Origin of the sequence: Dethiobacter alkaliphilus AHT 1 (genome assembly GCF_000174415.1) — a bacterium.
Lineage (GTDB): Bacteria > Bacillota > Dethiobacteria > Dethiobacterales > Dethiobacteraceae > Dethiobacter > Dethiobacter alkaliphilus.
The window spans coordinates 1-26,992 of sequence record NZ_ACJM01000020.1 but is presented as its reverse complement, the minus strand read 5'-3'; the positions used below and the strand labels follow the sequence as shown (position 1 = coordinate 26,992).

Annotated in this window: 25 protein-coding genes; 11 read left to right on the top strand and 14 right to left on the bottom strand. The window is 46.3% G+C overall.

Annotated elements, in window-relative coordinates; translation table 11 throughout:
- Window positions 1–62 precede the first annotated feature (62 nt).
- The 3 genes from DEALDRAFT_RS14005 to ylbJ all read left to right on the top strand — a co-directional run bounded on the left by DEALDRAFT_RS14005 (window position 63) and on the right by ylbJ (window position 3,057).
- A complete protein-coding gene (locus DEALDRAFT_RS14005; protein WP_008518625.1) occupies window positions 63–1,490 on the top strand; it encodes an asparagine synthase-related protein in 1,428 nt (475 codons plus the stop codon).
- A gap of 90 nt (window positions 1,491–1,580) precedes the next feature.
- Window positions 1,581–1,736, top strand: a complete 156-nt coding sequence (locus tag DEALDRAFT_RS16950; protein WP_008518623.1) for a hypothetical protein — start codon at window positions 1,581–1,583, stop codon at window positions 1,734–1,736.
- Window positions 1,737–1,821: 85 nt separating this feature from the next.
- Complete coding sequence (gene ylbJ / locus DEALDRAFT_RS14000) at window positions 1,822–3,057, top strand: sporulation integral membrane protein YlbJ (RefSeq protein ID WP_008518622.1); 1,236 nt, start codon at window positions 1,822–1,824, stop codon at window positions 3,055–3,057.
- Here ylbJ and DEALDRAFT_RS13995 read toward each other — a convergent pair.
- Window positions 3,054–4,271, bottom strand: coding sequence for an MFS transporter (locus DEALDRAFT_RS13995; RefSeq protein WP_008518620.1), 1,218 nt, complete (start codon window positions 4,269–4,271; stop codon window positions 3,054–3,056). The genes ylbJ and DEALDRAFT_RS13995 overlap by 4 nt on opposite strands.
- A gap of 200 nt (window positions 4,272–4,471) precedes the next feature.
- Here DEALDRAFT_RS13995 and DEALDRAFT_RS13990 point away from each other — a divergent pair, with 200 nt between their 5' ends.
- Window positions 4,472–6,607 (top strand): catalase, encoded by a 2,136-nt coding sequence (locus DEALDRAFT_RS13990; protein ID WP_008518618.1) that lies wholly within the window; start codon window positions 4,472–4,474, stop codon window positions 6,605–6,607.
- Between the two features lie 146 nt (window positions 6,608–6,753).
- Entirely contained in the window at window positions 6,754–7,050 is a 297-nt protein-coding gene (locus DEALDRAFT_RS13985; protein WP_008518616.1) for a hypothetical protein, read from the top strand.
- On the opposite strand, the gene DEALDRAFT_RS13980 is transcribed toward DEALDRAFT_RS13985, so the two are convergent.
- Window positions 7,047–7,997, bottom strand: coding sequence for a polysaccharide deacetylase family protein (locus DEALDRAFT_RS13980; protein ID WP_008518613.1), 951 nt, complete (start codon window positions 7,995–7,997; stop codon window positions 7,047–7,049). The genes DEALDRAFT_RS13985 and DEALDRAFT_RS13980 overlap by 4 nt on opposite strands.
- A 44-nt stretch (window positions 7,998–8,041) precedes the next feature.
- Here DEALDRAFT_RS13980 and DEALDRAFT_RS13975 point away from each other — a divergent pair, with 44 nt between their 5' ends.
- The gene (locus tag DEALDRAFT_RS13975; RefSeq protein WP_008518612.1) at window positions 8,042–8,506 is read left to right on the top strand and encodes a nucleoside recognition domain-containing protein; all 465 of its coding nucleotides are present in this window, start codon (window positions 8,042–8,044) and stop codon (window positions 8,504–8,506) included.
- 1 nt (window position 8,507) lies between these two features.
- On the top strand, window positions 8,508–8,954 hold the full coding sequence (locus DEALDRAFT_RS13970) for a nucleoside recognition domain-containing protein (RefSeq protein WP_008518610.1): 447 nt from the start codon (window positions 8,508–8,510) through the stop codon (window positions 8,952–8,954).
- Here the strand turns inward: DEALDRAFT_RS13970 and DEALDRAFT_RS13965 are convergent.
- The 3 genes from DEALDRAFT_RS13965 to DEALDRAFT_RS13955 all read right to left on the bottom strand — a co-directional run bounded on the left by DEALDRAFT_RS13965 (window position 8,951) and on the right by DEALDRAFT_RS13955 (window position 11,095).
- Entirely contained in the window at window positions 8,951–9,238 is a 288-nt protein-coding gene (locus DEALDRAFT_RS13965; RefSeq protein WP_008518609.1) for a Dabb family protein, read from the bottom strand. The two genes, DEALDRAFT_RS13970 and DEALDRAFT_RS13965, sit on opposite strands and share 4 nt — an antisense overlap.
- A 113-nt stretch (window positions 9,239–9,351) precedes the next feature.
- Window positions 9,352–9,615 (bottom strand): DUF1540 domain-containing protein, encoded by a 264-nt coding sequence (locus tag DEALDRAFT_RS17490; protein ID WP_008518606.1) that lies wholly within the window; start codon window positions 9,613–9,615, stop codon window positions 9,352–9,354.
- 187 nt (window positions 9,616–9,802) lie between these two features.
- Window positions 9,803–11,095, bottom strand: coding sequence for an acetyl-CoA hydrolase/transferase family protein (locus DEALDRAFT_RS13955; RefSeq protein WP_008518604.1), 1,293 nt, complete (start codon window positions 11,093–11,095; stop codon window positions 9,803–9,805).
- Window positions 11,096–11,356: 261 nt separating this feature from the next.
- Between DEALDRAFT_RS13955 and DEALDRAFT_RS13950 the strand changes: the two genes are divergently transcribed.
- Entirely contained in the window at window positions 11,357–11,656 is a 300-nt protein-coding gene (locus tag DEALDRAFT_RS13950; RefSeq protein ID WP_008518602.1) for a type II toxin-antitoxin system HicB family antitoxin, read from the top strand.
- 113 nt (window positions 11,657–11,769) lie between these two features.
- On the opposite strand, the gene DEALDRAFT_RS13945 is transcribed toward DEALDRAFT_RS13950, so the two are convergent.
- From DEALDRAFT_RS13945 to DEALDRAFT_RS13910, 8 genes are all read right to left on the bottom strand, one after another.
- The gene (locus DEALDRAFT_RS13945; RefSeq protein ID WP_008518600.1) at window positions 11,770–15,453 is read right to left on the bottom strand and encodes a S8 family serine peptidase; all 3,684 of its coding nucleotides are present in this window, start codon (window positions 15,451–15,453) and stop codon (window positions 11,770–11,772) included.
- 111 nt (window positions 15,454–15,564) lie between these two features.
- On the bottom strand, window positions 15,565–15,741 hold the full coding sequence (locus DEALDRAFT_RS16945) for a hypothetical protein (RefSeq protein ID WP_008518599.1): 177 nt from the start codon (window positions 15,739–15,741) through the stop codon (window positions 15,565–15,567).
- Between the two features lie 158 nt (window positions 15,742–15,899).
- The gene (locus tag DEALDRAFT_RS13940; RefSeq protein WP_008518596.1) at window positions 15,900–16,964 is read right to left on the bottom strand and encodes a hypothetical protein; all 1,065 of its coding nucleotides are present in this window, start codon (window positions 16,962–16,964) and stop codon (window positions 15,900–15,902) included.
- Between the two features lie 557 nt (window positions 16,965–17,521).
- Complete coding sequence (locus DEALDRAFT_RS13930; RefSeq protein WP_008518593.1) at window positions 17,522–18,100, bottom strand: hypothetical protein; 579 nt, start codon at window positions 18,098–18,100, stop codon at window positions 17,522–17,524.
- 75 nt (window positions 18,101–18,175) lie between these two features.
- Window positions 18,176–18,988 (bottom strand): metallophosphoesterase, encoded by an 813-nt coding sequence (locus DEALDRAFT_RS13925; RefSeq protein WP_008518590.1) that lies wholly within the window; start codon window positions 18,986–18,988, stop codon window positions 18,176–18,178.
- Between the two features lie 154 nt (window positions 18,989–19,142).
- On the bottom strand, window positions 19,143–19,916 hold the full coding sequence (locus DEALDRAFT_RS13920; protein ID WP_008518589.1) for a slipin family protein: 774 nt from the start codon (window positions 19,914–19,916) through the stop codon (window positions 19,143–19,145).
- A 15-nt stretch (window positions 19,917–19,931) separates the two neighbouring features.
- Entirely contained in the window at window positions 19,932–21,290 is a 1,359-nt protein-coding gene (locus DEALDRAFT_RS13915) for an NfeD family protein (RefSeq protein WP_008518587.1), read from the bottom strand.
- A gap of 275 nt (window positions 21,291–21,565) precedes the next feature.
- Window positions 21,566–22,837, bottom strand: a complete 1,272-nt coding sequence (locus DEALDRAFT_RS13910) for a VanW family protein (RefSeq protein ID WP_243441166.1) — start codon at window positions 22,835–22,837, stop codon at window positions 21,566–21,568.
- Between the two features lie 263 nt (window positions 22,838–23,100).
- Between DEALDRAFT_RS13910 and DEALDRAFT_RS13905 the strand changes: the two genes are divergently transcribed.
- Window positions 23,101–24,261: an MFS transporter gene (locus DEALDRAFT_RS13905; protein ID WP_008518583.1), complete on the top strand. Its 1,161-nt coding sequence runs from the start codon at window positions 23,101–23,103 to the stop codon at window positions 24,259–24,261.
- Window positions 24,262–24,276: 15 nt separating this feature from the next.
- Here the strand turns inward: DEALDRAFT_RS13905 and tdh are convergent, their stop codons facing one another.
- Complete coding sequence (tdh, locus tag DEALDRAFT_RS13900; RefSeq protein ID WP_161598034.1) at window positions 24,277–25,314, bottom strand: L-threonine 3-dehydrogenase; 1,038 nt, start codon at window positions 25,312–25,314, stop codon at window positions 24,277–24,279.
- A 310-nt stretch (window positions 25,315–25,624) separates the two neighbouring features.
- Here tdh and DEALDRAFT_RS13895 point away from each other — a divergent pair, with 310 nt between their 5' ends.
- Window positions 25,625–26,092, top strand: a complete 468-nt coding sequence (locus DEALDRAFT_RS13895) for a hypothetical protein (RefSeq protein ID WP_008518580.1) — start codon at window positions 25,625–25,627, stop codon at window positions 26,090–26,092.
- A 113-nt stretch (window positions 26,093–26,205) separates the two neighbouring features.
- Window positions 26,206–26,499, top strand: coding sequence for a transposase (locus DEALDRAFT_RS13890; RefSeq protein ID WP_008516528.1), 294 nt, complete (start codon window positions 26,206–26,208; stop codon window positions 26,497–26,499).
- Window positions 26,500–26,992 lie beyond the last annotated feature (493 nt).

Sequence of the window (26,992 nt, the reverse complement as noted above, 5' to 3'; positions counted from 1 at the left end):
TATTGTTGCAGGCATATACTAACCATTAGACGTATACCAAAATTTCAGGAGGTTTTAAGTTAATGAGTGGCATTGCTGCTGTGATTGGCGCCGATGATAAACAGGCGTTGGAAACCATGCTGGAAAAAATCCAGCACCGGGGAGCCGGTCAACACCTCATCTATGAAAACGGTAAATACCGCTTGGGCGAAATAAATGTGACCGAGAATAAGGTTATCCACACCGGTGATGATGACTATGGAGTTATCTTTGACGGCATGCCCGTCTACGGGGGAAAAGTATTAACCCGTACAAAAATTCTTGAGCTATATAAAACGGAGGGTCCGGGATTTATTAAAAACATTGCCGGAAATTTTGTCATCATCATTTCCAATACCGATGAATTTTTTATAGCCCGGGACCCCTACGGCACCAAACCCCTCTACTACAGCAAAGACGGCAAGTACACTTTGGTTGCTTCCGAGATTAAGTCCCTCACCCCGCTGACCGACAAGATTGAAATATTTCCTCCGGGACATTTCTTTACCCAAACCAAAGAACTAAAGCGCTTCAAAGATGTTCCGGTGCCGGTGGCAAAAAAGCAGTTAGATACTGAAGAAGCCGCGGCAGAACTAAATAAACTGCTATCCGGTGCCGTAGAAAAAGTGCTGCAGCAAAATAACGACGTAGGCTCCTTTTTAAGCGGCGGGCTGGACAGTTCCGCTGTGGTGGCGGCCGCTTCTAAAATCAGTAGCAACCCTCTACCCACTTTTGCCGTGGGCCTGGAAAACAGCAGTGATATCCTAAATGCCCGCAAAGTAGCCAAATTCCTGCGCACAGACCATTACGAGTATCTCTACACCGCAGATGAAATGATGGAAGTACTGCCGGATGTAATCTATCACCTGGAATCCTTTGATGTGGAATTGGTGAACAGCTCCATAGCAAATTATCTGGTGGCTCAATTAGCCCACCGGCAAGGGATAAAAATAGCGTTGTCCGGCGAAGGTGCCGACGAATTATTTGCCGGGTACCACCACCTGAAAAAATGTGCGGATGAACGGGAACTAAATGAGGAGCTGGCTTCGCTGATGAAGGGGTTACATAACGGTGGCCTGCAGCGGGTTGACCGCATGACACAGGCCCACTCCCTGGAGTGCATTATGCCCTTTATGGACCCCAAAGTGGTGGAATTTGCCCTGGGGTTACCCGCGCATTTTAAATTGTCGGAGTCAGGTACAGAAAAATGGATTTTACGCCAAGCGTTTAGCACTGATTTACCGGAAGAAGTGGTCTGGCGTACCAAAGAACAATTTGGCATTGGCACCGGCAATGAAGACATTATGAAGCAAATGATCAGCCAAAAAGTTACCGACAGAGAATATAAAAGAGCCAAAGAAAGAAGCAGCTTTCCTTTTAAGAATAAAGAAGAATACTTTTACTACAATATTTTCAAAGAATTCTTTCCTGCAAAATCGGCAGAAGAAACTGTCAACCGTTGGCTGGTATAGTATGAATTCACCCCGTTGTCAAAATGACAACGGGGTTTAATGTTTCCAGATTGAGCATAATAGCAATAATATCTTTTAAGGAGTGAGAAAATGAAACAGGTACTTCTGGGAGAGTGTGTTCTGTGCGGGTGGCAGGATGGTAAGCGAACTGCCATAGAGTCCACCGCTGTAGCTATCTGCCCCCATTGTGCTGTCCCGGTAGAATCTTTTACGCAGGAACTTCAAAACACAGAACAAGGCGAGTGAGACTCGTCTTTTTTTTTTGAATAAAACTCATCTCCCCTCAATAATGTTTTAAAACAGAAAAAACGTCTCATTTGAGGTGAATTATTTGCGAGTCCATTTATTCCGGCAGATTAACCGCAACAAACAGGATATACCGGGCCTGGTTTGGACAATTTTGGCCATCTTTTTTATTCTGACCATGGTTTATCAACCGGCCGTTGTTTTTCAGGGTGCTGCTGAGGGTCTGAAAGTCTGGTGGGAAATAATCTTCCCTTCCCTCTTACCGTTCTTTGTTGCCTCTGATCTGTTAATGAAACTGGGTTTTGTTCATTTTATCGGTATTTTATTGGAGCCTGTTATGCGGCCCCTTTTTAATGTGCCCGGTTCCGGCGGCTTTGTGCTGGTGATGGGACTGGTGGGCGGTTCTCCCATCAATGCCCTGCTAACAGCGCAATTGAGGGAAAAACAGTTATGTACAAAAAAAGAAGCCGAACGACTTCTTTGTTTCACCAACTTCTGCACCCCTTTATTTATGATTAGTGCGGTTGCCGTAGGGATGCTTGGCAGGCCTGAATTGGGATTTGTTATTGCAGGAACCCACTATCTTGCTAACCTCATTATCGGGTTTGGACTGCGTTTTTATAATACAGGCGATGTGGTAAGTAACTATAATCCAGGTAGCTTTTCTGTAAAAAAAGCTTTAGTTACCATGCTGCGTCATCAAAGAAAAGAGAAACAGACCATTGGCCGATTACTCAATGATGCTGTCTCATCATCAGTTCGTAAACTTTTAAATATCGGCGGCTTTATCATCCTCTTTGCCGTAATTATACGCATCTTTGCCGATGCAGGGATCATTGACCTTATTGCCGTGGCCATTTCCGCCATACTGATTCCACTGGGGTTTTCTGCAGAAATTATGCCCTCTGTGGCCAGTGGCCTGTTTGAGACCACAATCGGTTCCACCATGGCTTCTCAGACCGCTGTCAGTGACCTGCAAATAATAATCGCCATCGGTTTTATACTGGGTTGGAGCGGATTGTCTATCCATGCTCAGGTTGCCAGCATGGTAGCCGGCACAGATGTGGGGCTGCGCCTGTTTTTCATCGCCAGAATAATCCATGCTTTTTTGGTGGCAGGTCTTACTTGGCTGTTTTATCCCACCGGCCAACAAGTTTTTTATTGGGTTCTGCCGGCTGCAGCCTCTACCGCTACTTATGTCTTTTCTACCCAACGTCTTATCCTTTCGTTCTTTTTAATCGGCTGCTGCCTGTTATTTATCCTCACATGTCTAGCCTGTATCCTCCGACAGGTTCAAAGTATATATCACAGGGATCCCTAACCTTGCTCCGGTGCTGCATCATCGGGCAGTAACTCCTCTGGCAGTATGTCTTTTTCTCTAAATAAGAGGTAAAAGATAACGGTCAGTGCCAATCCCGCCGCACCGAGGCTGGCAAAAGTCAATCGGTTTCCATAGTGCAAAAGAAATGAAAACGTGATGGGGGACAAAGCGCCTCCCAGGGAGCGGGCGCTGCCATATATGGTGGTGGTCAACCCTCTGATGTCCTTGGACTTAACCGAGGTGCTGACCGTATCAATGGCCGGTAGCGTAATGCCGGCCCCGATACCCACCAGCACAATGAGGGGCCAGAATAATAATGCGTTAAAGAAAAACCCCAGCAAAACAGCACTTCCTGCCAGCAACAACATGCCAAGAGCGATAATGATCCTGGGATGCAGCCTTTGGGAAATGTAGCCCGCCGCCAACGTGGTTAGCATCATGGCCACAGCAGGTAAAGCAATAATTACTCCGCGCAGCAGCTTATTAACTTCCAGCTTCGCACCCAAAAAATCACTCATCCAAAACATGGTGCCGATCAAAAGAAAAATTACCAAAAACGCAGCTACCAGGCTCAGCAGTCTGGATCTGTTAGTAAAAAGCAGAAACGCTTCTTTATGCTTATCCCACTCCACCGACTTATCATGTTTGGGCTCTTTAATGTAAACCCATGTTGCCACCGCCACTGGAATGGCCACCAACGGATACAAAAAGAAAATGGCCTGCCATGCCAATAAGCCAATGGCACCGCCAAGAACGGGGCTCGATACTTTCCCCAGGCCATTTGCCGTCTCCAGAAAACCCACCGCTTTGCTTCTTTCTATGCTCTGAAAGATGTCGCCAACCAGGGCAACGCTTAAAAACATGGGTGTGGCAGAGCCCAGGCCCTGCAGAAACCGCCCCACAAGCAGCAATGGATAGGGCTTGGCAACAAACAGTATGGCAAGTCCCGCTACCAGACCGCCCAGGCCATAAATAAATAAAGAAACCACCATCACTAATTTACGGCCAAAACGGTCCGCTAAGACTCCGCCAAAGAGATTGATTACCGCTGCCGGAAAAGAAACAATCCCCACCAGGATGGCCAGGTCTGTCAGGTTGATTCCCAGATCTCTGGCCATGGCAGGAAAAACAGGAAACAGGATGGTATTTACCAGTACTGTGATATAGTTAGATAAGCTTAATATTCCAACTTTTAATGCACTATCCGCTTTCATCTTTCTTTGCTCCCACCTTTTTCTTCTCCACTGTTGCAAATCCATTTTCCTATATAGCTTTGACAAAATACCGGGTAAAAATCCTGGTTTTTTTTATTTAAAACAAATACGGAATTCGTATAAAGGCTATCTCCCTGCGCACACTAACATATCAGGAGCATAATTTTCCAAAACGTTAAAATTACAGAAAGGGTGAGAAAATGAACAACGAGCAAAACCAGTCCAACACCCCTCTCAATGAACACAGCAAAAACTCGCAATTGGAAACTTTCCGTGTGGATCACAGCAATAACAACCTAACTACAAATCAGGCGGTTCAGGTTGCCAACACCGACGATTCTCTTAAAGCAGGTACCCGGGGTCCTACTTTAATGGAGGACTTTCATTTCCGCGAAAAAATGATGCACTTTGACCACGAACGGATCCCGGAACGTGTGGTGCATGCCCGTGGTTCCGGCGCTCATGGCTATTTTCAGGCCTATGAACCCATGAAAGAATACACCAAAGCAAAGTTTTTACAGGACCCGTCGGTTAAAACACCTGTTTTTGTCCGCTTCTCCACCGTGGTAGGCTCTCGCGGCTCAGCGGATACGGTCCGCGACGTGCGGGGTTTTGCTACCAAGTTCTTCACAGAAGACGGCAATTATGACCTGGTAGCCAATAACATTCCGGTCTTCTTTATTCAGGATGCCATGAAATTCCCGGACATTGTGCACTCCATTAAACCGGAACCGGATAATGAAATTCCACAGGCATCCGCAGCCCATGATACATTTTGGGACTTTGTTGTCAATACTCCGGAAATCACTCATATGATAATGTGGCTGCTCTCTGACAGGGCCATTCCCCGCAGTTACCGGATGATGCAGGGTTTTGGCGTAAATACATTCCGCTTTGTCAATGAGCAGGGCAAAGCACGGTTTGTTAAATTTCACTGGAAGCCCCTCCTGGGTGTTCACTCCCTGGTCTGGGACGAAGCACAAAAATTAGCAGGAAAAGACCCGGACTACAACCGTCGGGATCTCTGGGACGCCATTGAGCAGGGCAATTACCCGGAGTATGAACTGGGAGTACAGCTTATTGAAGAAGAGGATGAGTTCAGTTTTGATTTTGATATCCTGGATCCCACCAAAATCTGGCCGGAAGAACAGGTTCCCGTTAAACCCATTGGCAAAATGACCCTCAACAAAAACCCGGATAACTTCTTTGCAGAAACGGAACAGGTAGCATTTCATCCCGGACATGTGGTGTCGGGAATTGATTTCTCCAATGATCCATTGCTGCAGGGTCGACTCTTCTCCTATCTGGACACCCAGCTAATCCGCTTAGGAGGACCAAACTTCCATGAAATTCCCATTAACCGCCCTGTGGCGCCGGTCCATAACAATCAGCGCGACGGCTATCACCGCATGACCATCGATCAAGGCAAAGTAAGCTATTCTCCCAACTCACTACAAAACAATGCACCACAGCCCGATGCCCAAAACGGGTATATCCACTATGCGGAAAAGGTGGAGGGCAGTAAAGTGCGCCAACGCAGTGCCAGCTTCATGGACCACTACCGGCAGGCCACCCTGTTCTGGAACAGTATGTCACCTCCGGAAAAGCAGCATATCATCGAAGCATTTCATTTTGAGGTGGGCAAAGTAAAGGACAAACAGATTAAGCAGCGGGTAGTAGAGATGTTTAACAACGTGGACAGTCAGCTGGCACATCAAATCGCCATGGGAGTGGGGGCAAACCCACCGTCCAAACCCGGAGGAACAGGGGTTACCGCCGCTTCCCCCGCTGTAAGCCAGGCTAATACCATAAAGGATGCTCGCACCCGCAAAGTGGCAATACTTTTGGAAAACGGCTTCTATTATCCGGAAGTCACCCAAGTAATGCATGCCTTAAACGGAGTCGGCGTGATGTGCGACATTGTCAGCAAAAATCTGGGCATGCTCACCAGCTTTGACGGACAACAGCTGGAGGTCAATAAAAATTATGTCACAACGGCGTCCATAATGTACGATGCTGTTTATGTCCCCGGTGGCCGCAAGAGCGTAGATACCCTGCTGACTCATGGAGATGCGCGCCATTTTGTCAGCGAAGCCTTTAAACACGCCAAAGCCATCGGTGCCAGTAATGAAGGGGTAGACTTATTGAATGCCTCAGAAATCCAGGGAGTTGCCTTGGCACCTCCTGAAAGCCAATTTGAAACGTACAATGAACTGGGTGTAATTACTATCCGCAATGCTGGGGATATGGGTTATTTCGGCCAGGAATTTATTAAGGCCATAGCGGAGCACCGCCACTGGGGCCGTCTGGCACAAAAAGATATGGTTTCAGCCTAACCGACGCACAAAAGCCGGCTTATAAGCCGGCTTTTGTGCGTCCTACTGGCAGGAAATTTATTATGCTCCGCAACTTCTAAAAAGAAGGACTTTGCGTGGACAATATAAAATAATAATGAGATATTCTTATACACCGGAGGCTAATTGTGACAGACATACTTGAACAAATGGAGCTTAAATTATTGGAATTTCTTGGCGGCAACTATCAAAAATCAGCAGAGCATTTGGCCGAAGAACTAAAAGTGGAGTATCCGCAATTATATAAGCAAATAATCCAACGTTTTGCACAAGAATACGGACTGGGCGGCTGCGGAGCACAGATGAGCCCCCATACCGCAGTGCAGCAAACACTTGCTTCGCTACAGAAAAAAGGCCTGGTAGAATGTGAACAAACAAACGGCAACGTCTTATGGCAAAAAAAAAACGCAATAGAAAGACTTTAATTAATAACTTCTTCGCTTAGATATTTATGGTACTCATCTAACGTAACAAATGAAACATTTTGTTTTTGCAACTCCAATACAGCACTCCTTACCCCTGCTGCGATCTCAGTATCCGGCCTGTTCATATGCAGTAGAACGATGGCTCCCGGTTTGGCCCTAACAACGGCATTGTGCACTTGTTGCTGTGAAAACCTGGCGCCCCCGTCTCCTACCACACTGAAATTTACCACTGTTTTTCCCAACTCATTGGCAATATTTACCGCCACGTCATCATAAAATGCTGTCCCTGAACGAAAGTATTGCGTCCTTTTGCCGGTAATTTCGGCTATTTTCTCATCGTTAAGTATTATCTCGTCAATAACCTCGGCAACACTGCCGGTACCTTTGATACCATATGCGCTCTGTCCATTCACCGAAAGGGGCCGGTGACGGTATCCGTGATTCTGTATTGAAAACGTGGGGACCTTGGCCAACTTAGCAAAAACTTCCTCATTGTTGTCAATCCAACCTCCACTAATAAACAATGTGGCAGGAATATTATTTTCTATGAGGAAATCAATTAACTCTTCATCATACCCGTTTCCCAGCCTGCCGCCCCCACAGGCATCAAAAGTAAGGGCGATCACCTTATCATTGGTGTCAATACTGTTTTTTACACCGCTTACTCTCTCTCCCCATTGTACAGGAACCTGACGCCCATACACCTCGATTAATTGTTCTTTAATCTCAGAGAGTGTAAGTTGTGGCTCCATCTGTTGTTCTTCTTGCCTGTCGCTGTCTTCCGGTTTGGAAAAAGGAACATCATCATTTTCTACCGGATCCATTATCTCCCCTTCTTCAGAGCTGTTTTCCTCCACAGAAACATTACCCACAGATGCTGGCTCGTTACAGCCTGTTATAAAAAAAAGTACCAGGCATGCTAACAGGATCATAGTAGTATTTTTCATCAAAATTCACCCTTCTGATAATCTAGATTCCACAAGGAGAAACCATGGAAAATCCAACCCCCCCCCAAACACCAACGAACCATCTGGAACCAATTTGGCAAGGAACCGTTAAAGCACTTCAGACCCTGCTTATTCTGGCCAAGATTGTCATACCGGTTACCTTTGTGCTGGTGGCCCTGCAACAGCTGGGCTGGCTGGAAAGGGTGGCGGGCCTGTTTAGTCCGTTCCTTAATCTTTTTGGCCTGCCGGGGGAAGCGGCACTGCCACTTCTGCTGGGGTTCTTCGTAAATATTTATGCCGCCATGGGAGCAATCGCCGTATTACAACTATCCCCCCGTGAGCTTACAGTTATTGCTTTGATGATTCTCACCTGCCACGCCCTGTTAATGGAATCTCCCGTTCTGAAGTTTACCGGCCTTCCCCCGGTCACGTCGGTGCTGCTAAGAATAGGGGGAGCTTTTTTCTTTGGTTTCTTGCTAAATCTGGCCTATATCCTTGTGGGAGGTTAACATGGTACTTTATCTTAGTGAAGCGCTGACTGCAAGCTTTTCCACCATTCTGCAGCTGGCAATTATCCTGATTCCCATCATGATTCTCCTGGAATATGCCAAACATTTTCAACTGCTGGAAAAGCTCACCTCCATTTTGGGATGGCTGCCCCGTAGTCTGTCAATGTCGCCGCAGGCAGCATTTCCCCTGATTGTAGGCATCTTTATCGGCGTCACCTATGGCGCCGCCATAATAATTGAATACTCACGGCAGGGAACATTAAACAAACGGGATATGCTTCTCTGCGGCGTCTTTCTGGCCATCAACCACAGCATCATTGAAGACAACCTGCTTTTGGCCGCTTTAGGTGCTAATCTGCTTATCATTTTACCGCTAAGGTTTGTAATGGCCTACCTGATAACCCGCTCAGTATCCTTTTATCTTGATCAAAAAGTAAAGACCGTTTAAAGTTCATAGTCCACTTTCACATAATCCTCACTTAGGCTTTTTACATAGCGGGAGACCTCTTTATGTAGCGGATGTTCCCTGTAGCCTTCCAGCTCTTGACGCGAGGGAAATCTGGCCACAAAAGCAACATCAAATGAATAGTCGGCACCTACCACATCCAAACCTACTTCAAAATCCGTCAGTTCAGGAATTTTCCCTCTCATTCCAAGCAAAACATCCGTTACATGACTGCGGTTTTTCCCACTGTTATCTTTTAACTTAAACAACACAATATGTTTTAACATCCCAATCAACTCCTTAATGTATTCCAGTATATAACATCGGGCATTTTATTTTCAACCACACAATACAACCATAGCGCAAAAAAGCTCTGCGGCTATAACCGCAGAGCTTTTTACTATTCCAATTCTACCGGGTCCACAACACCGAAATTAGCTTGCAGGTTTTGCGGATCTCCGGAAATACCTTTAATGGCCTCTTCGCCCTTCATAGAAATTCCGTTCTTAGGCTTGAAAGTGTTACAATCAGTTTCTTCTGAGTCCACAGCATGAGGCGGGCTAACTTCAATTGTGGAAGCGGTACACTGGTTACCCTGTTCCCAATATTCACAGCTATCAACTACACATTTAACTTGTGGCGAATCTCCCTTATTGTGATGCATGCAAGACCTCCTTTAAATTTAAACTCTTTGCTTTTATATTTTTTGTCCGCAAACATTATTTATACCGAACAGCTTTACCCAACAAAGTTAAAACAAGAAAGATGCTTTCGTTACATTCTTTAGTTTAGGCAATATTTAAAGAAAAAAATTACCCTCACAGCAAAAGCTGCGAGGGTAATTTTTTTCTTTAGAGCAGCGCCATTTTTTGCGCTTCTTCTTTAAGTTCATCGCGGAAATCGGGATGAGCGATTTGAATCAAAGCAAGTGCACGCTCGCGGATAGATTTGCCGCGCAGCTTGGCAACACCGTACTCGGTAACTACATGGTCCACATCGTTTCTGCTGGTAGTAACAACAGCTCCGTGGGACAGCTTAGGCACAATTCTGGAAATGGTGCCGCCTTTGGCAGTGGAGGCCAGGGTAACAAAACCCTTACCGCCTTTGGAGATGTTAGCGCCGCGGAAGAAGTCCGCCTGACCGCCGGTACCGCTAAACTGGCGGCAGCCCATGCTTTCCGAACAGCACTGTCCGGTGAGGTCCACTTCAATGGAAGCATTAATGGCAATCATGTTATCATTTTTACCGATATTATAAGGATCATTAGTGTAGCTGACGGGATGCATTTCCACAATGGGATTGTCATCCATGAAGTCATAAAGACGCTTTGTACCCAAGGCAAAGGTGCCCAGTATTTTTCCGGGATGGAAAGTCTTTTTACTGTTGTTAACGGCTCCGCTCTCCAACAAATCAACCATACCGTCAACAATCATCTCAGTATGAATTCCCAGATCCTTTTTGGACAGCAACGCTTTGGCCACAGCGTTGGGAATACCGCCTACACCAATCTGCAAAGTTGACCCGTCATCAATCAATTCTGCCACATATTTGCCGATGGTCTCCTCCAGTTCAGTGGTGGGAGGAATGGCCAGGGTTGGCATGGGATCGTCACATTCAACCACATGATTAATTTGGGAGACATGGATGAAACTATTACCCAAAGATCTGGGCGCATTAGGGTTAACTTCCACAATAACCTTTTCTGCCTTCTGCAGAGCGGCTTTAGTATAATCAATTCCAAGACTCATGCTGAAGTAGCCATGCTTGTCCATGGGGGAAACAGTCATCATAACCACATTGGCCTTGCGATAATTAAGCAACAACCGGGGAACTTCATGGAAGTAGTTGGGGAAGAATTCACCCCAACCCTCGTTGATGGCCTGACGTGAAGCTCCGCTGCAGAACCAGGAATAATGCTTAACATGCGGGGCATACTCTTCTTTAAACATGGTTGGCTTCAGGGGCAGGATCTGGTTTACTTTAACATCCTGCAAATCTTCCCGTCTGTCCACTAAGGCTTGAGGCAGCAGCTGAGGCTCACCGCCTCCTACCGGAAACCAGATATCATCTCCGGATTCGATAATCTGTACAGCCTCTTCAGCTGTAGCCAATTTCTCTTTATACATCTCCTGAAATCTGTTCATGCTTTTGTCACTCTCCCCTAATTTGTTGATTACTTCAAACAATAAAAGCTAAGTATTTTATTGTAAGCCAGGACACAATAAACATATAGTCTTAATTATATAGAATATTAGGAATTTTTCAAGTAATTTTTATACATTTTCTATTCATTCTAAGAATTATTTTATTCCTCGACAAACATCTGTTATGTGAAAAAAATCCTTTATATTTTTTGTGAAAGAAAGTACAATATAGATAAGAGAGAATACAGGGAGGTGTACATTGTGAAAGAGGAATTCCGTTTGATTTATCCGGCAGTTTGTTACGTAAAAGAAGACAGCATTCGAGTAGAATTCCCCGACCTACCCGGCCTCGTCTCCGTATGCAACGAAAATAACCTAACCAAAGCTGTCCTACAGGCACAGGCAGAGCTAATGCTGCATGTGGCCAACCTTCTCGACGGCAATGATCTGATTCCAGAGCCCACACCCATTAACCGTGTCAGGTACCAACAGCCCAAAGACGGGGAAATCGTCACCATGGTAAATCTGGAAATAACACCCTTGGCAGCAACTCCTGTATAAAAACCGAATAGCACCAAGAAGTCGTGGAAAACAATCGCCACGACTTTTTTTTAATTAAACATTACTATGCCTATCCCTTAACTTCTCTGAAAATGCACATAACTCTTTTTTCTTTAAAATCTTAAAGGCGGCAGACTTATCATCTTCAAACGACGAAAAGGGGTTCCGGTGACAGAAGAAATTCCATCCACCAGTAAAAGCAAGTTACACGGTCCGGATATATCTTTGCAGTCAATGATTGCTCCCTGCTCTTTGCCTCCGTCAATTTCATTAAAGCGAACGTTATCTTTTGAAACATTTGCTGATAATAACCTGGCAAAGGGCCGCCAACCGGTCAGAGCAGCATCTTTTTCCTTAACATGAGCCATGATTTTAAGTGTAGATTGATATACGGAGGTGTCCAGCTGCAAATGCAGGGATGACTTAACTAAAGCACTCACAGTATATTGGATATCCATTTCCCTGCCTGCTAAGAGTTGTAGCTTCCAGTATCCCGGCCGGGGCTTCATAATGCGAAAAAGCACATGGCCGGCCCCGTCCTGTCTGTACAACCAACTACTGTTTGGATGCACCTGCTGACCGTCGGGGCTAGTCAGGCGCACCCCTATTTCGTTTATGTGTCTTGGATCATGAACCACCTTTTTGGGAACATCAGGCCAGAAAAAAGTAAAGGTCACCTCTTCAGCGTTTTCTTCTACCAAAGCAGATACAGCACCGCCACTTCCCTTCACCGTCTCATTTAACACCACACCATGGCCGGTAAGCTCTGCACGCAGGTAATTACAGACTTCTGCCAGATAAGACGCATCCGGCGCATAAAAATAGCGGCCATGATGTGCGGCAGCCAGTTCTGCCAGGTAATAGTGATTGGCGTGAGGGCCAAGTGCGCACGTGTGGATATTTAAATCTTGTTTGTCCCGCAATTGCTTTTGACCATTGTCAACACACTGCAAGCAACCTTCCTGTTTGGCTCCGGAAAACAAAATCAGCGATTTTTCGCCCTTTATCCCGGCCGCCATATTGGCGGCCGCCATTAGTCCCCCCGCACCGGACTTACATCCCTTGCTTTTAACCAGCAATCTTGACCCGGTACTTTTGCGGATGGATCTACCGGTGATAGTTCGTATGGCCTGGCTGCGGGCCTGCGAACAATCTGTTTCCAGATCAGTCAGCCCCACACTGTCTCCTGCCCGTAATGATACCAAAAGCTGCTTACAGGCAACCTTAAGAATGTTATTAACCTCCTGCGAGTTTTTACACTGCTCCACCACCGGAAAAAGATTAACGGGTTTGTCGGAAACCTGCTCCGCATTATCAATCACCAGCGCAAAATCCTGACCATGCTTCCTGCAGCCAAAAGGTGGTTTAGCCAAAGCACGCAAGGCCGAAGCGACAACCCGTACTTCATAAACCCCAGCCGGTTTTTGTAAATACACACACTCCACATTGTTAAGGGCATCATAGTGCCCTCCGGCCCTGGAGTAACCACCGGCAAAAACATTGCCCTTATATATGCGGTTTTTTCCGTCTATCTCCTGCACCTCCAGGTCTAAATCATTAACAAGAACCCTGCCGCTACCGGGAGATGCAGGGGCATCGGTCCAAACCAGAGTAAAACGCATTGGCAAACTGCTGTCCGCAGGCGCCACCTTAAGTACGTATTGCTGCCCGGTGGCAGTAAAGGTATGTTCTTCATCAATAAAAATCTTAGCTCCTCTGTCGCTGGCCGGAGACTGCAGCAAAATATTGTTCAGACTGACCCTGCCCCATCCTTGTGTATTGTCGGGCAACGAGCCCAGCGGGTGCGGTGCAAGCGCATAAAGTAACGGTGCCGACGAGTCCATCGGCCTGAAATTAAGAGGCATACGGACATATAACATTTGATCTTTAGCACTGTAATGCCACTCACCCGGCTCCAGCGCCTCATGTTTCTTAACAGCGGTCATAGTCTCGTATCCACTAACTATCTCCAGCGGATAAAATTCCAGAGGGCGGCAGTAGCTACCATCTTCCAGCATAATCCATTCACCAGTTTCACTGATGCAACGCCAATCCTGACCACCGGCCTGGTTCTCCGCCCCATTTATCAACAGCGCCTTAAGCATTGCCGGGCTGGGATCTTTGCCACCTGTTCGCCGGCGCCACCACTCTATTAATAAGGCGCAGGCACCACTAATAAGCGGGGCGGACATGGACGTCCCCGTCATATATACATACCGGTTAGTACTTCTGTGGACCTTATCTCCGGACCCCACAATGGGAGTGCGTCGCGAGCCCTGCGAAAGTGCCGCCGCCACATCTGTTCCCGGAGCAACCACCGTGGGCAATATCCGCCCGTCCCTAGCGGGACCACGGCTGGATGCTCCAAAAACCCCTCTGATATCTTTGCAGCGGAAACGCTTATCCGGATTATAATTAAGTGAGTTACCTACCACAATGGCATTTTTCAGTTCTTTGGGTGGTGTGATGGAAAAAGAGCCGGGCCCGGCATTTCCTGCGGAAAATATCACGGCAAGTCCCCGGGGTCTGGCCGTACCGGGAACTGCATCACGAATAAGCCGGTCAAATGTCCGGGCCGGAAGCGTATATCCGTCACCGGGAGCTTTTCCGGAACACCAACTGTTATTCATCACCTGAGCCCCTTTTACAGCTGCATCCCGGACTAACTTTTGCCAGTCCGGTGGCCACGGTCCAAGCAATATATTCTGATTCACATACTCTGCCCGTGGCGCCACTCCCTGTCCCCAGTAAAAGCCATCCCCGTCCTTCTGGCCTGTTCCGGCACTCCCAACGGCGATGGAGGCCACATGGGTACCGTGAGCTAAATCCTCCGGGCAGTAATCTCCGTCACCATAGTCCAAAAAAGAATTTTGCCGTCCCAGCAAATCACGGTGTCCTGTCTTATTGTTTTTATCATTGGTATCAACTCCCGAATCACAGATGGCCACTTTCACTCCACTGCCGCCGTCAATGCCCAGCCCCTCAAGCCAACCTGTATACCCGGGCAGAGGTGATTTATCAGGGTAAGCAGCGCTATTTAAATTACCCGCCACAATCTGTGCTTCCCTCTCCCCTTCCAGCCCGGCCTGAGGAGGAGCATATTCAATCCACCTTACTGCCGGCAGCTGCGCAATCTTCTTGATGTTTTCCGCTGCCATTTCCACAAGGAGCTCTCCGTATTGACCGTAGTAATAAAACGGCGGTACAGTCTCTCTGATTACTTTGCCCCCATAGTTTATAACGGCATCAGCAACCTTAGAAATCCTGTCTGGCGGGTAAGCCGCAATGCTGATATATCTGACAGTTCCGCTAAGATCCCAAGTACTGTTATGCAGGCGGTACTGGGGTAAAAAGGGACCTGCCCACGAGACATAAGGCAGCTTTACCGCCTCGTCCACCATCTGCATATTACCCACCACAAACAGTCCGTAGGCGGAAACAGGCTCCACCACATCAAGTCCCAGTTGTTCCAATTTGACTATCCAATCCTTTGCCGGTGGCGCTATTAGCTGAAGCAAAAAATGTGACCATATTTTTAACTGCTGTGGCGATAATCCCGCCGTATTGTCTTCAACGGTCAATATCCGGTGGTCCCCAACCTCTAAAACACCCACATCAGTGAGAATTTTCACCCTGTAGCCGCTCTTCTCCAGACGCAACAACTGGTTTCGGTTTCCCTCAATCAGGATACCGTAAGGCAGCACATGCTCCACCGCACACCCTTCCTCACGGGCCACAGCAATGATGCCGTTCGTATCTTCCCCTACCAAATTACTGACAATGGCTTTGCGATTCATCCTAAACCCTCCGGGTTAATATCAGAATTTTCTGACTTTGGTAGCTAATCTTAAACATGTTTTTCTAATCTAACCGTTCACCCCTAGTCTATCATAAGGGCAACATTTCTTCTACTCTAAGATGTCCGGATTATCCCCCACTACCTGCATTACTTCTGTTCTGCTCACCGCATTAATTTCATAACACTTTAAACATAAGACAAAAGCTGATTCAAGAATTTCATCAGCGAGGATTCTCCTGGCGGCCTTGCACTTGGGACAAGCAATAAGATACGAGATACTCCGCAAAGCAGCACCTCCAAAACATCAGTCTGCTAATAATATCTTTCCTAACTTATATGCCGGGTTAAGAGTTAAAACAACCATAGGATTATTTTGGCAGCAGGCAGCAAAAAAGGGCCGCCTCAAGGCAGCCCTTTTATTTTTGCATTTTCTAATTTAACAATTTAGAAGCGGCCGATAATCACGTCTGCTTCACTGATAATCCCTGCTTCCACCAGCGCTCTCTGATAGGAGGTGGATTCGCGGGAAAGACGAACAGTTGCACCGGAAATTCCATCAATGGAATCCTGCACAGTGCGTGTAGCACCGGACTCTGTATCAAGACCAAACTGATTGTCTTCATCAATATTGGCGGAATAGCGCTCAACGGACCAGTCAATTAAGGAAGTATACTCAGTTGCATCCTGGCCAATCAGGTATTCGGCAATAGCATTGAAGTTACCGTCCCAGCCGCCCAGGCCATAACGTCCGTACACGGCATCCATTTCCTGAGGTACACCGTCAACAAATTCTACGCCTAAAGCTTCCAGCAGTTCCTGTACTGTGGAGGAGTCGGAGATTCCTGCCATTGTACCTTCATCGGTTAAGACGTGAGACCAGGGAGAAACATCAAACAGAGTGTTATCAGCAAGATCATCCCAGTTATCTGGTCTTATTAGTCCGGAACCGGAAGTCCGGGTAGTGGGAACGGCCAGTCCACTGCCGATTGTCAGTTCACCCACGGTGCGGTCAAAATCGAAATCAGCAGGGAATTTCATTTCATGCATGTAACGGAGAACGGGATCTACAATGGCAGCAGCTACAGTTCCGTCCGAATCTACAGCAGCAGTATATAAAGACATCATATCCACGGTGTAAACAGTGAACATGGAATCTCCCTGTTCGTAGTCTTCACCCGGTACTGCAGGAGTAGGATCTACGGAGAAATCCACATCAACATAGGCCTGACCGCTTTGACGGGTTGTCCAGTAACCGTCTACCTGAACGAAAAAGCGCATTTTAGCATCTTGGATGATACCGTCTTCATCGAGCTCCAAAATTGTCTCAATATAGCGGTCTGCTTCTTCCAGTGTGGTACCACCGGCCTCACCACGCCATGAGTACCCCACATAGCGACCTTCCAGGGAACCGGGTTCCGCATCCGGTGTACCTTCTGTTTCCCCGCATCCGATAAGTAACACACCTGCCAACAATACAACCAGCGAAACTAATAAACCCTTCTTTAACAATTTTTGCCCCTCCTTGATGTTATGGTTTAAGTTTCATGAAGCTTCAAACAATGCCGGCTGACTATCCCCCCTTTGGAGTTTGTTACAACATTCCTTAGCATAAGCCCAACAACGTCGTTGTAGAGAATTATACCACGCAATACCCCACAAAACCTCTCTGCAAATCATGGTTTACGAAACTGTTCAGATTTTTCAATTTACTGCCATTTTTCCTTATTTGTAAGCCTCATCAGCAAAGCCTATATAAAATAATGCTTCCTAGGCTAAAAGAGCTCCAAAATATGTCCCAGGATAAAATTCACAGTACTTTTGTCCCGCACTTTCACAACCATCTTCCTGCTACCAATATAAAGTAAAAGAACAGCGCGCATATCAGTACTGCTTACCTTAGCAGCTTCGCTATCTGCGTTATAATTCCTTACAAGAAAGGCGCGCTCTTTCGGTTTCCTCAGCGCGCTCTTTTCAGTACTGCTCACATTAGCAGCTTCGCTATCTGCGAAGCGTTATAATTTCTAGCAGTACAAAAAAGAACCGTCGCAAAGGACGGTCCTCTAGAGTTAAGCATCCCTAAACTGTGTGTCGGAGGGCAGCAGTTCCTCTTCACACTGCTTCATTAACCGCATAATTGCGATGGTTAAAGCAATGGATGCGATTAATAGCCCAATTATCATTAAAATTGCCAGTGGAGGGACAAAGATTAACACAAACAGAAGTATATATGCCAGATTCAGCCACAAAAATTGGTTCCACCTCTGTTCGGCTTCTGCTGCTATTGCAGTCTTATTACGCTGCTCTGCCATCTCTTTGATCCCCATAAAGATATTATAGGCCAGCAATAGGGTTAACACCAAAGAAGCAATGGAAATCAATACTCCCATTGGGCCTAAAAAACCGAAATTAATTCCAGCTTGCTCTACCGGCGGTTCATAAATACTAAAGATAGACAGAAGAATCATGGGGAGGGTATATTTTTGTGCAGTTTGGAAATAATCGCTCTCTGACAGCAGCTTACCCACCCCGTCAGCTATGAGGATAAAACCCACAATATCAGGAATGATGTCCAACCCCTGAATGCGAAAACTAATGAGAATGAAAAAAAATCCCCAGTAAAACTTACTGAAACCTTCTTTAATCATAAAACACCTCCCTGCCTCATTTATAATACCATTATATTATTCTATTTTAGAAACCGAATTCCTACACCGAATAATTTAACTTATAGGCCGCAAGGTTACAATAACAATTTCCGGATTGGTCTTTAATCGGATATTAAACACAGTTTCTCCAATGCCGCTGTTTACAATCATGGTTGTTTTTCCTTCCATATACTCCCCGTACACATATCGGGGAAACAGACCCTGTCCGGAAATAAACAATACCCCTAAAAAGGGTAAGCGAATCTGGCCTCCGTGGGTATGGCCGACCAATACCAAATCGATTTCCTGCTTCACCGCCTGTTCAAATATGGTAGGTGAATGAGCCAGAAGTACCCTGGGTGAACCATCGATAACCTCGCTTAGGGCGTTTGCCAACTTATCCCGATCTTCGTGCGGATCATTAACCCCCACCAACCAGATATGCTGCCCCCCATATTGAAACTTTAGCGCCCTGTTCTCCAATCGGGTTACTTCCAATTCATCCAGTTTCGTTCTGAATTCAATCCCTGTTTTAACCTCATGATTTCCGGGAACAAAGAATACCGGTTTGTCCCCCAACAGTTCAATAAACTTAGTAGCAGGCTCCAAACTCCTGTTTCTCATATCCACAATATCTCCGGTAACAGCTACTAAATCATATTCCTCTTTGTCTAAAAGTTCTGCTAAGCCTTTTTGTTTATCACCATATTTCTTACTGTGCAAATCGGTAACATGAAGAATGCGCAAACCATCAAAAGCAGGCGGCAATTCCTCAATTGCCACCTCATAGTGCTTAACAGTCACTACATGGGCTTTGGTAACCATGGTAATCAACAATATGGCTAGTCCCAGGCCGAAAAACAACATTACCAGGCGCTTTCTGCTCATAAGCAAACCCCTCTGCATTCAGTCACTATTATTTTAAACTGGCGCAGCACACTTATCCATTTTCCACAGAAAAAAGGCCCGGGGTCCGGGCCTGTAGTTTTTTCTATTTTACAGAGGTTTGCATCAGAGTCTCATGGCAGAGCTGGATTGTGTTTTAATCATCGTCACTGTTTTTGCCAAGGGGCGGGAACAAATGACGCAGCTCTACCGGCAGGGGAAAGGCCAGCATATTACCCGACTGCTGGGCAATCTCCGGCAAAGAGCGCAGCAGCCGGACATAAAAACCGCCTTCCTGGGAGTTTAGGATTTTTGCGGCCTCGGCAATCTTTTCCGCCGCTTCTTTTTCACCTAAAGCCTGAACAACCACGGCGCGTCGCTCCCTTTCCGCCGTTGCCTGACGGGAAATGGCACGCTGGAGGCCTTCGGGAATAATTACATCCTTAATTTCCACTGCCGTCACCTTAATTCCCCAAACATCGGTGGCATCGTCCAGGATTTTCTGGATTTGCTGGTTTAGTTTATCACGTTCAGAAAGAAGTTCATCCAAATCGGCCTGACCCGCCACGCTGCGCAAGGTGGTCTGTGCCAACTGTGCCGTAGCCACAGTATATTCCTCTACGTTGTTTACCGACCGGTTGGGATCAATAACCCGATAATAAACCACGGCATTTACACTGGTGGTGACATTATCTTTGGTTATCACCTCCTGTGTTGGCACATCCAGAGTTACAATACGTAAAGAAACACGAACCACCCGATCCACTATGGGAATAATGAGAACCAAGCCGGGACCTTTTTCCCCGATCAGCCTGCCCAGCCGAAAAACTACCAACCGCTCATACTCGCGCACCACATTAATGGCCGAGCCCAAAAAGGAAACCAATACAACGATAACCGGAATCAAAAAGAAACTGACATCAAACTCCATACAAACAACCTCCTTTTATTGCGCCTGGTCGTCTCCTTTCCCGTCAATCACCGGAGTTGCCACCAAAACAAGACTCTCTTTCCGCTCTACATCCACCTCGGTTCCCACCGGAATAGAAGACCCATCCAAAGAACGAGCCTTCCACAGCTCTCCTCTGGATTTTACCATCCCGTATGGTGACAACTCCTCTACCACCACGCCGCGGCGAGGGGCGTCAAAGTATTGGCTGCCGTGGCGCCAACGCTTGCGACTTACCATTACTCTATAGGCAACTAACAAAGAGATGATGGTCAAACTTACAACCGCTCCAAATACCATGACGATAAAGGAGCCGTACCACTCCGGGGCCATCAACGGTTCAACGGGCAATAAAACCGCTCCCGCCAGAAGCGAGATACCCCCACCTATACCAAATACACCAAAACCGGAGGTGAATATTTCTGCAATTATTAGTCCTGCTCCCAACAAAAGCAGAATAATTCCGGTGGTATTGGTGTCAAATAACCCTATTCCATAAATACCCATTATCAGCAAAATAGCTCCCAATACCTCCGGAACAAAAGTACCCGGCGCACTAATGCCCAGATAGATACCCATAACTCCAAACATCAACACTAAAAAAGATATCTGAGGGTCACTGAGCCAGTTCTGCAACCTTTCCCGCAGGTTCATTTCCTGCTCTTCAAGCTGCGGATCAGCTGTATTTAATGTGTAAGAGCGCCCCTGCTTCTCCACGACTAAACCATCCACCTGGGCCAATAAATCTTCCAGGTTATTAGCCAGATAATCAGTAACCCCAAGCTCCAAAGCTTCCGCCGCACTAAGGGTGAGATTTTCCGTCACAAAACGCTCGGCTACATCTGCCGGGCGCCCCTGAACTTCTGCCATACTGCGCAGATGCTGAGCCAGAAACTGCGTTGTTTTATCATCTGCCACTTCAGTGCCCTCCATGGATATGGCCACAGGTTGGGCCGCTCCCACCGATGTTCCCGGCGCCATGGCGGCAATATCTGCAGACAGGGTAATAAACGCTCCAGCCGAAGCGGCAATGGCTCCTGACGGTGCTACCAAAACCGCCGTTGGTAATTCTGCATTAAGAAATAACTCGTTAATCTTCATGGTAGCATCAACCAGACCTCCGGGCGTATTCATAACCAGGACAAATAACTGGGCCCCATTTTCCTCCGCACTCTCCACCTGACGCTGCAGAAAATTAAACTGTCCGGCGGTAATGGTCCCGTCAAGGTTAACTACCCAGACAGGCCTGTCAGCGGCAGCGTCGATCCGGGAAGTGAACATGCCACTGAAATGCATTGTAATTATCGCAATGATTACAAATACCTTGCAAATAAAAAAAGTTTTGTTTTTCAGCAATAACCACCCTCCCTCCCGCTTCTGTTGTAAATGAATATGCCTCCTTTTCCTTATTTATAATATATTGTTAATGAGAATTCTTTAACAGAGTCTTTAATCTTCTGAAGTGCAATAAAGGCGCGCTCTTTTCAGCACTGCTCACATTAGAAGCTTCGCTATCTGCGAAGCGTTATAAATTTCCTATCAGTGCAAATAAGCCTTGCTGAATTTTGTTCAGCAAGGCTTTGCTTATTGTGAATCGCTCTGCAGAGACTCCAAGCGCATCAACCAACGGACTATTCTTGCGGCCCCTGCCGGATAATGCGGGGATGGGGCGAGTACCTGTCCGTTGATATTTTTTCCTCACTTTTTAATTCATCGCCCAGATAGACTCTTTTCCAGACATCTGCCAGATAACCGGGATGACCCTCAATTATTTCCTCTTCACCGGGATTTAAGTCTGCTGCATATTGGTACTTTACCGGAGGAGGAAAGGTATCTAACACTTCAGAGGAAATTTCAACCGTTTCTGCAAGGGGACGACCGAACAACCGGAAAGTCAGGCTGTCTTTCTCCAACTGGGATGTAATTAAAACATAATGATCCCTGTTATTGCGAAACTTGAAATCCAGCACAGGATAAGAAATGGTTGCATCCCTGCCCGGGTCAATGTAAAGTACTGTCAAATGGTGGTTATGCCGTTCCACAATATCCAGGTTCGCCAGCAGGGCGGTGTTATAGAGAGTTGTTGAAACCTGGCAAATGCCTCCCCCTATACCTTCGCTAAGTTTGCCGCCCACAATTACCGGAGCTTTTTTATACCCTTTTTCTGCCACAGTATCGCCAATCACCCGATTAACAGAAAGCACCTCACCGGGCGCCAGAAAATAATTGTTTAACTGGGCAGAGGCCAGTTGGAGATTATGGACACGGTTAACCACTGAAGGGTCAAACTTTGTAGTATAAGAAGACATCAAACCTTCAATTCCCTTTTCTTCATATGTGGCCATGGTGATTTCAGGGGAAATTATTTCGGCATATGGCACTCTGATTTCCAATGGAAGGTCGGGACGGGCCAGATTAGCCAGTACTAATTGTTTAACCTCCCGGGAGTCATATACATACCCATATTTTTCAGCAACCAGCTTTGCCTGGGAACCATCAATGTCAAAATAGGCATTTTCAGCTTCCCGGCTGAAATATGAACTGATAAAATCAGTACTGTGAGAAAACAGATTGGAGTTTACGTTATACCGGAAGGGTATGAATAACCCTTCTTTATTTATGGATAAGCGGTGCTTAAAGGTCCAGGGCCAGGATTTGGGACGACCTTGCCAGTACCCGGTTTCCAGCACTTCCTTTTCATCTAACTCTATTCCCATAGCGCTTAAAGAAAAAGTAATCGATTTGCCCTCAGGGCCATAAAAGGTAATTTGAGCATCCTCCAACAGCTTTTCTGCTTGCTGAAAAGTGCTTCCCCCCAGATGCAAATCCTTAAAGTAGATTCCCGGATAAAGCCGGTTTAAATAGTACAAATAATCGCCCGCAGCAACCAGGGCTACAAACACGAACAAACAGCAAAGTATCCCCATGATGGACTTCTTTTTTTTGCAAAAGCGCATTATCATCACCAAAACATTATATTACGCCGGCAGGCTTTTTTATACCGAGTTAAGCTTAGTCAGTTGGTAAAGCTGCTAAAGAAACCGGTATCAAAAGGGCGCGTAGAGAAAATCCAATAAGCGCGCTTTTATATGTCATATACCTGATATCCCCAACATACTCAAAAGTAGAAGCCAAACAGACATAAAAACACGATAAGGAGTAACTTATGCCTTTATACCGTGGTTGGAAGGTGGCTTTGGCGGGAGCCGGAATTAACTTTCTGGTGGGTATAAATTATACCTGGAGCATCTTTGCCACAAGCCTGGTGAAGCAGGAGGGCTGGACTTATTATCAGGCCGCTCTTCCGTACTCCCTGTTCTTATTTTGCTATGCCTTTTTTATGGTGTTTACCGGCTGGGCGCAGGATTATCTAGGCCCCAGGCCCGTTATCAGTATCGGCAGCATTTTTGCCGGGAGCGCTTTTATAAGTTGTGCTTATTTGCTAAACTATCCTTTTAAAGCAGCAGTTTCCTTGGGATTATTACTGGGGATAGGCCTGGCCTGTTGTTTTGCATCAACTACGCCCGCTGCCATGAAATGGTTTTCCTCTGAGAAAAAAGGAATGATTACCGGTCTGGTAGTCACCAGCACCGGCTTGGCTGCCATGTTTATGTCGCCTTTAATTAAGGTTCTGCTACAAAGAGGCACTGCTGAGGCCTTGATCATTAGCGGACTGGCGCTTACATGCGGCATTTTTCTGCTGGCCCAGTTCATAGAAAACCCACCCTACAGAATTAAGGATCTGAGAGAGTGGGCCGCTGCCAAAAAACCGTCCTCTGCATTGGGCGATTCCCGGCTCTATTGTTTTTGGCTGATGTTCTTTTTAACCACGGGAACAGGAGTAACCTTTGCCGCCCATCTGGATAACATCATGCGTATCCAGACAGCATACGACAAAGGTTATATTGCCGTTGCCATATTTGCCTTTTGTAATGCTGCCGGCCGTATTATGGGCGGACTGCTGTCCGACCGGGTCGGCCGCAGCACTGCCATGACCATTGTTTTCAGTAATATCGCGCTGATGCTGGTTATTGTCATGGCCGTTCGTTCACCGATTTTCTTAATGGTTGCGGTGGCCGCTCTGGCTCTGTCTTATGGCAGCCTGTTTAGCATCTTCCCGTCTGCCGTGGTCAGCATCTTCGGTGAAGCAAATTTCGGCAGAAACTACGGACTGGTTTTTACAGCACTAGGCGCTGCCGGGCTCTTTCCCTACCTGGGCGGTCTCCTCTTTGAACTGCAGGGACACTATCTTTATACCTACTCCCTGCTTTTAGGCACAACTCTTATCGCCACGCTACTATCGATAAAACTAAGAAACTCTTATTAAACCTGGCTGTAATTTTCAAGGATATAAAACAATTTTACCGCACTGACCTGTTTGAATCAGCTGAAAAGCTGCCTCATAATCTTTCATCTTCATCCTGTGGGTTATCACCGGCTCCACACTCAAGTAACTACTTAACAACTCCGCAGTTTTATACCAGGTTTTAAAGATCTCCCTGCCGGTAATCCCCGTTATGGTAACTCCTTTAAATATTACTTCGTTTGCCAGATCCAAGAGCACTCTGTCCTTATATATTCCCAGCAGAACCACCTGGCCACCGTTGTTTACTGTTTTCAAACTGTCCTGCAGGCATCGCTCATCTCCACTGGCTTCAATAACAACGTTTACCCCACAACCTCTGGTCTTTATCTGCACCTCTTCCACCATGTTTTCTCTTAAAGGGTTAATAGTAGCCGTTGCTCCCATATCTTCTGCTATTTTCAGGCGGTAATCATTGATATCCACAGCATAAATTTTGGCAGCGCCCAGTGCTTTAGCAACACCGACGGTTAGGAGGCCGATGGCTCCGCAGCCCGTTACCAGAATTTTTTTTCCTGTTATTTCAGCAGCACATGTGGCCATCACTGCATTGCCGATGGGGTCCTGTAAGCAGGCCACTTCTGGTAAAACATCTTCATCGTTTCTCCATAAGTTATACTCCGGCACACGGACATATTCGGCAAAACAACCGTTAAAATCCACCCCCAAAATAGTATAATCCCGACAGATATGTCCCTGACCAGTTCTGCACTGATAACAGTGCCCGCAGGTTTGATGGCATTCCAGACTGACATAATCTCCTTCCTGCCAGTACTTAACCGCTTCCCCTGTCTGAACAATGTAACCCGACATCTCATGCCCGATAATCACCGGAGGCTTGATTCTCCCGGCAGCCCAACCATCCCAGTTATAGATATGCACATCGGTCCCGCAGATTGAGGCTGCTTTTACCTTCACCAGGACATCATGCGGCCCTAGTTCGGGAATGTCAACATCTTTCATTACCACTCCTGGACCTGCCTTATCTTTTACCAGCGCTTTCATTGTTTGTTTCAATACCATTTCCCCTCTGCCAGTTATGTCTAATTCAGTTTATTCTATAACTGTTATAGTGTGAATTTTTACTACATGACAATGTACTATCTGCGCATATACTGGTAAAAGCATTAAAGGACAGATTAAGATAACGCTATGCTAAATACAAATACTATTACTCAAAAATAATACACTACAAAAGCCTATGACCAGACAATTTGTCTGGTCATAATATATCAAAAACCATATACTCACATCCATCAGGCAAAATATGCATTATGAGGCTAATTCTAATAAATAATAAACTAAAGAGTCTTCAAAAGGAGTAAATATGAAAGACGGATATGTTATTAATGACCGGCTTATCCTGGCAGCCTTTTCAGGGACAGTTGCCGCCATAGCAGCAAACCTCTTTCTGTACCTGATTAACTTGTTTTTGCCTGGTGATACAGTAAACATGCCTCAACTAACTCTGGAAATCTTTCTGAATATCGGCGCTTACACAACTTTGCAAATAATTTTAGGATTTGTCTGGAGTCTTGTAGTCGGTGGCACCTATGCCTTTATTTATATCCTAATTCTTGATTGGACAGGCTGGAAAAATGCATGGCTTAAAGCTTTAATAGTGGTGAGCGGACTCTGGGTATTTATGGCCGGATTTATCATGAAGCTTCTCAACCTGGCCGAAGCCACCCGTAATGAACCCCTGTCCATAGCAGCATTTTATATTGCTCACTTGTTTTTTGCTCTCCTAATGTCCTATCTGGTTCAAAAATTCGGAGAACCCACCAGTGACTAAATTTGACTCATCCAAAAAACCGGCCAAAATGGCCGGTTTAGTATTGTCTGACCTGTACCCGAATTGCTGGACACACATGAGTTAGGTATAATAACCATGTGGAGGAGATAAAAATGCCAAGCAATGCAAACCGGTACAGTGAAGAATTTAAGAAGGATGCCATCAAACTAGTCCAGGAAGGTGGCAGGCCTGTTAATAGTGTCGCAAACGACCTTGGAATAAACGCTCAGACATTACGGAATTGGCTTAAAGAAGAGAAAAAGCGGCAGAACCCTGAGAGTGCGAGGATTCTTGAACTCGAGGCTCAGCTAAAGGCGGAAAAGCGCAGAAACAATGAGCTCGAGGAGGCCGTCGATATTTTAAAAAAGGCTACAGCACTCTTCGTGAAAGACAACCGGAAACAGTAATTTACAAACACATCAATGAACTAAGCTCCCAGTTCCCGGTTGAGAAGATGTGCAAATACCTTGAGGTAACACGGAGCAACTTTTATAATTGGAAAAACAGGGGTCCCAGTAAACGGGCTCTTGAGAACGAAAAGATACTTGAGATTGCGAAGAAAAGTTATGCTGAGTGCCATGGTATCTGCGGCTTAGATAAAATGCTGGAGGACGTACGAGAACACTTTCCTAAGTGCAGCCGTAACAGGCTTTATGGCATCCAGAAACGAAATGGATTGTACTCCAAGCGCAAACGGAAGTTTAAAGCTACCACAGACTCAAAACCATCAGCTTCCGGTAGCAGGAGAATCTTTTAAACCAGAACTTTAAAGCTGACAAGCCTGGAGCCGTATGGGTTACCGATATAAGCTATGTAAACACATTGAAGGCTGGGTTATACCTGGGCCACCGTTAAAGATATATGTACAAAAGACATTGGTTGGCTGGGCAACGGCTGACA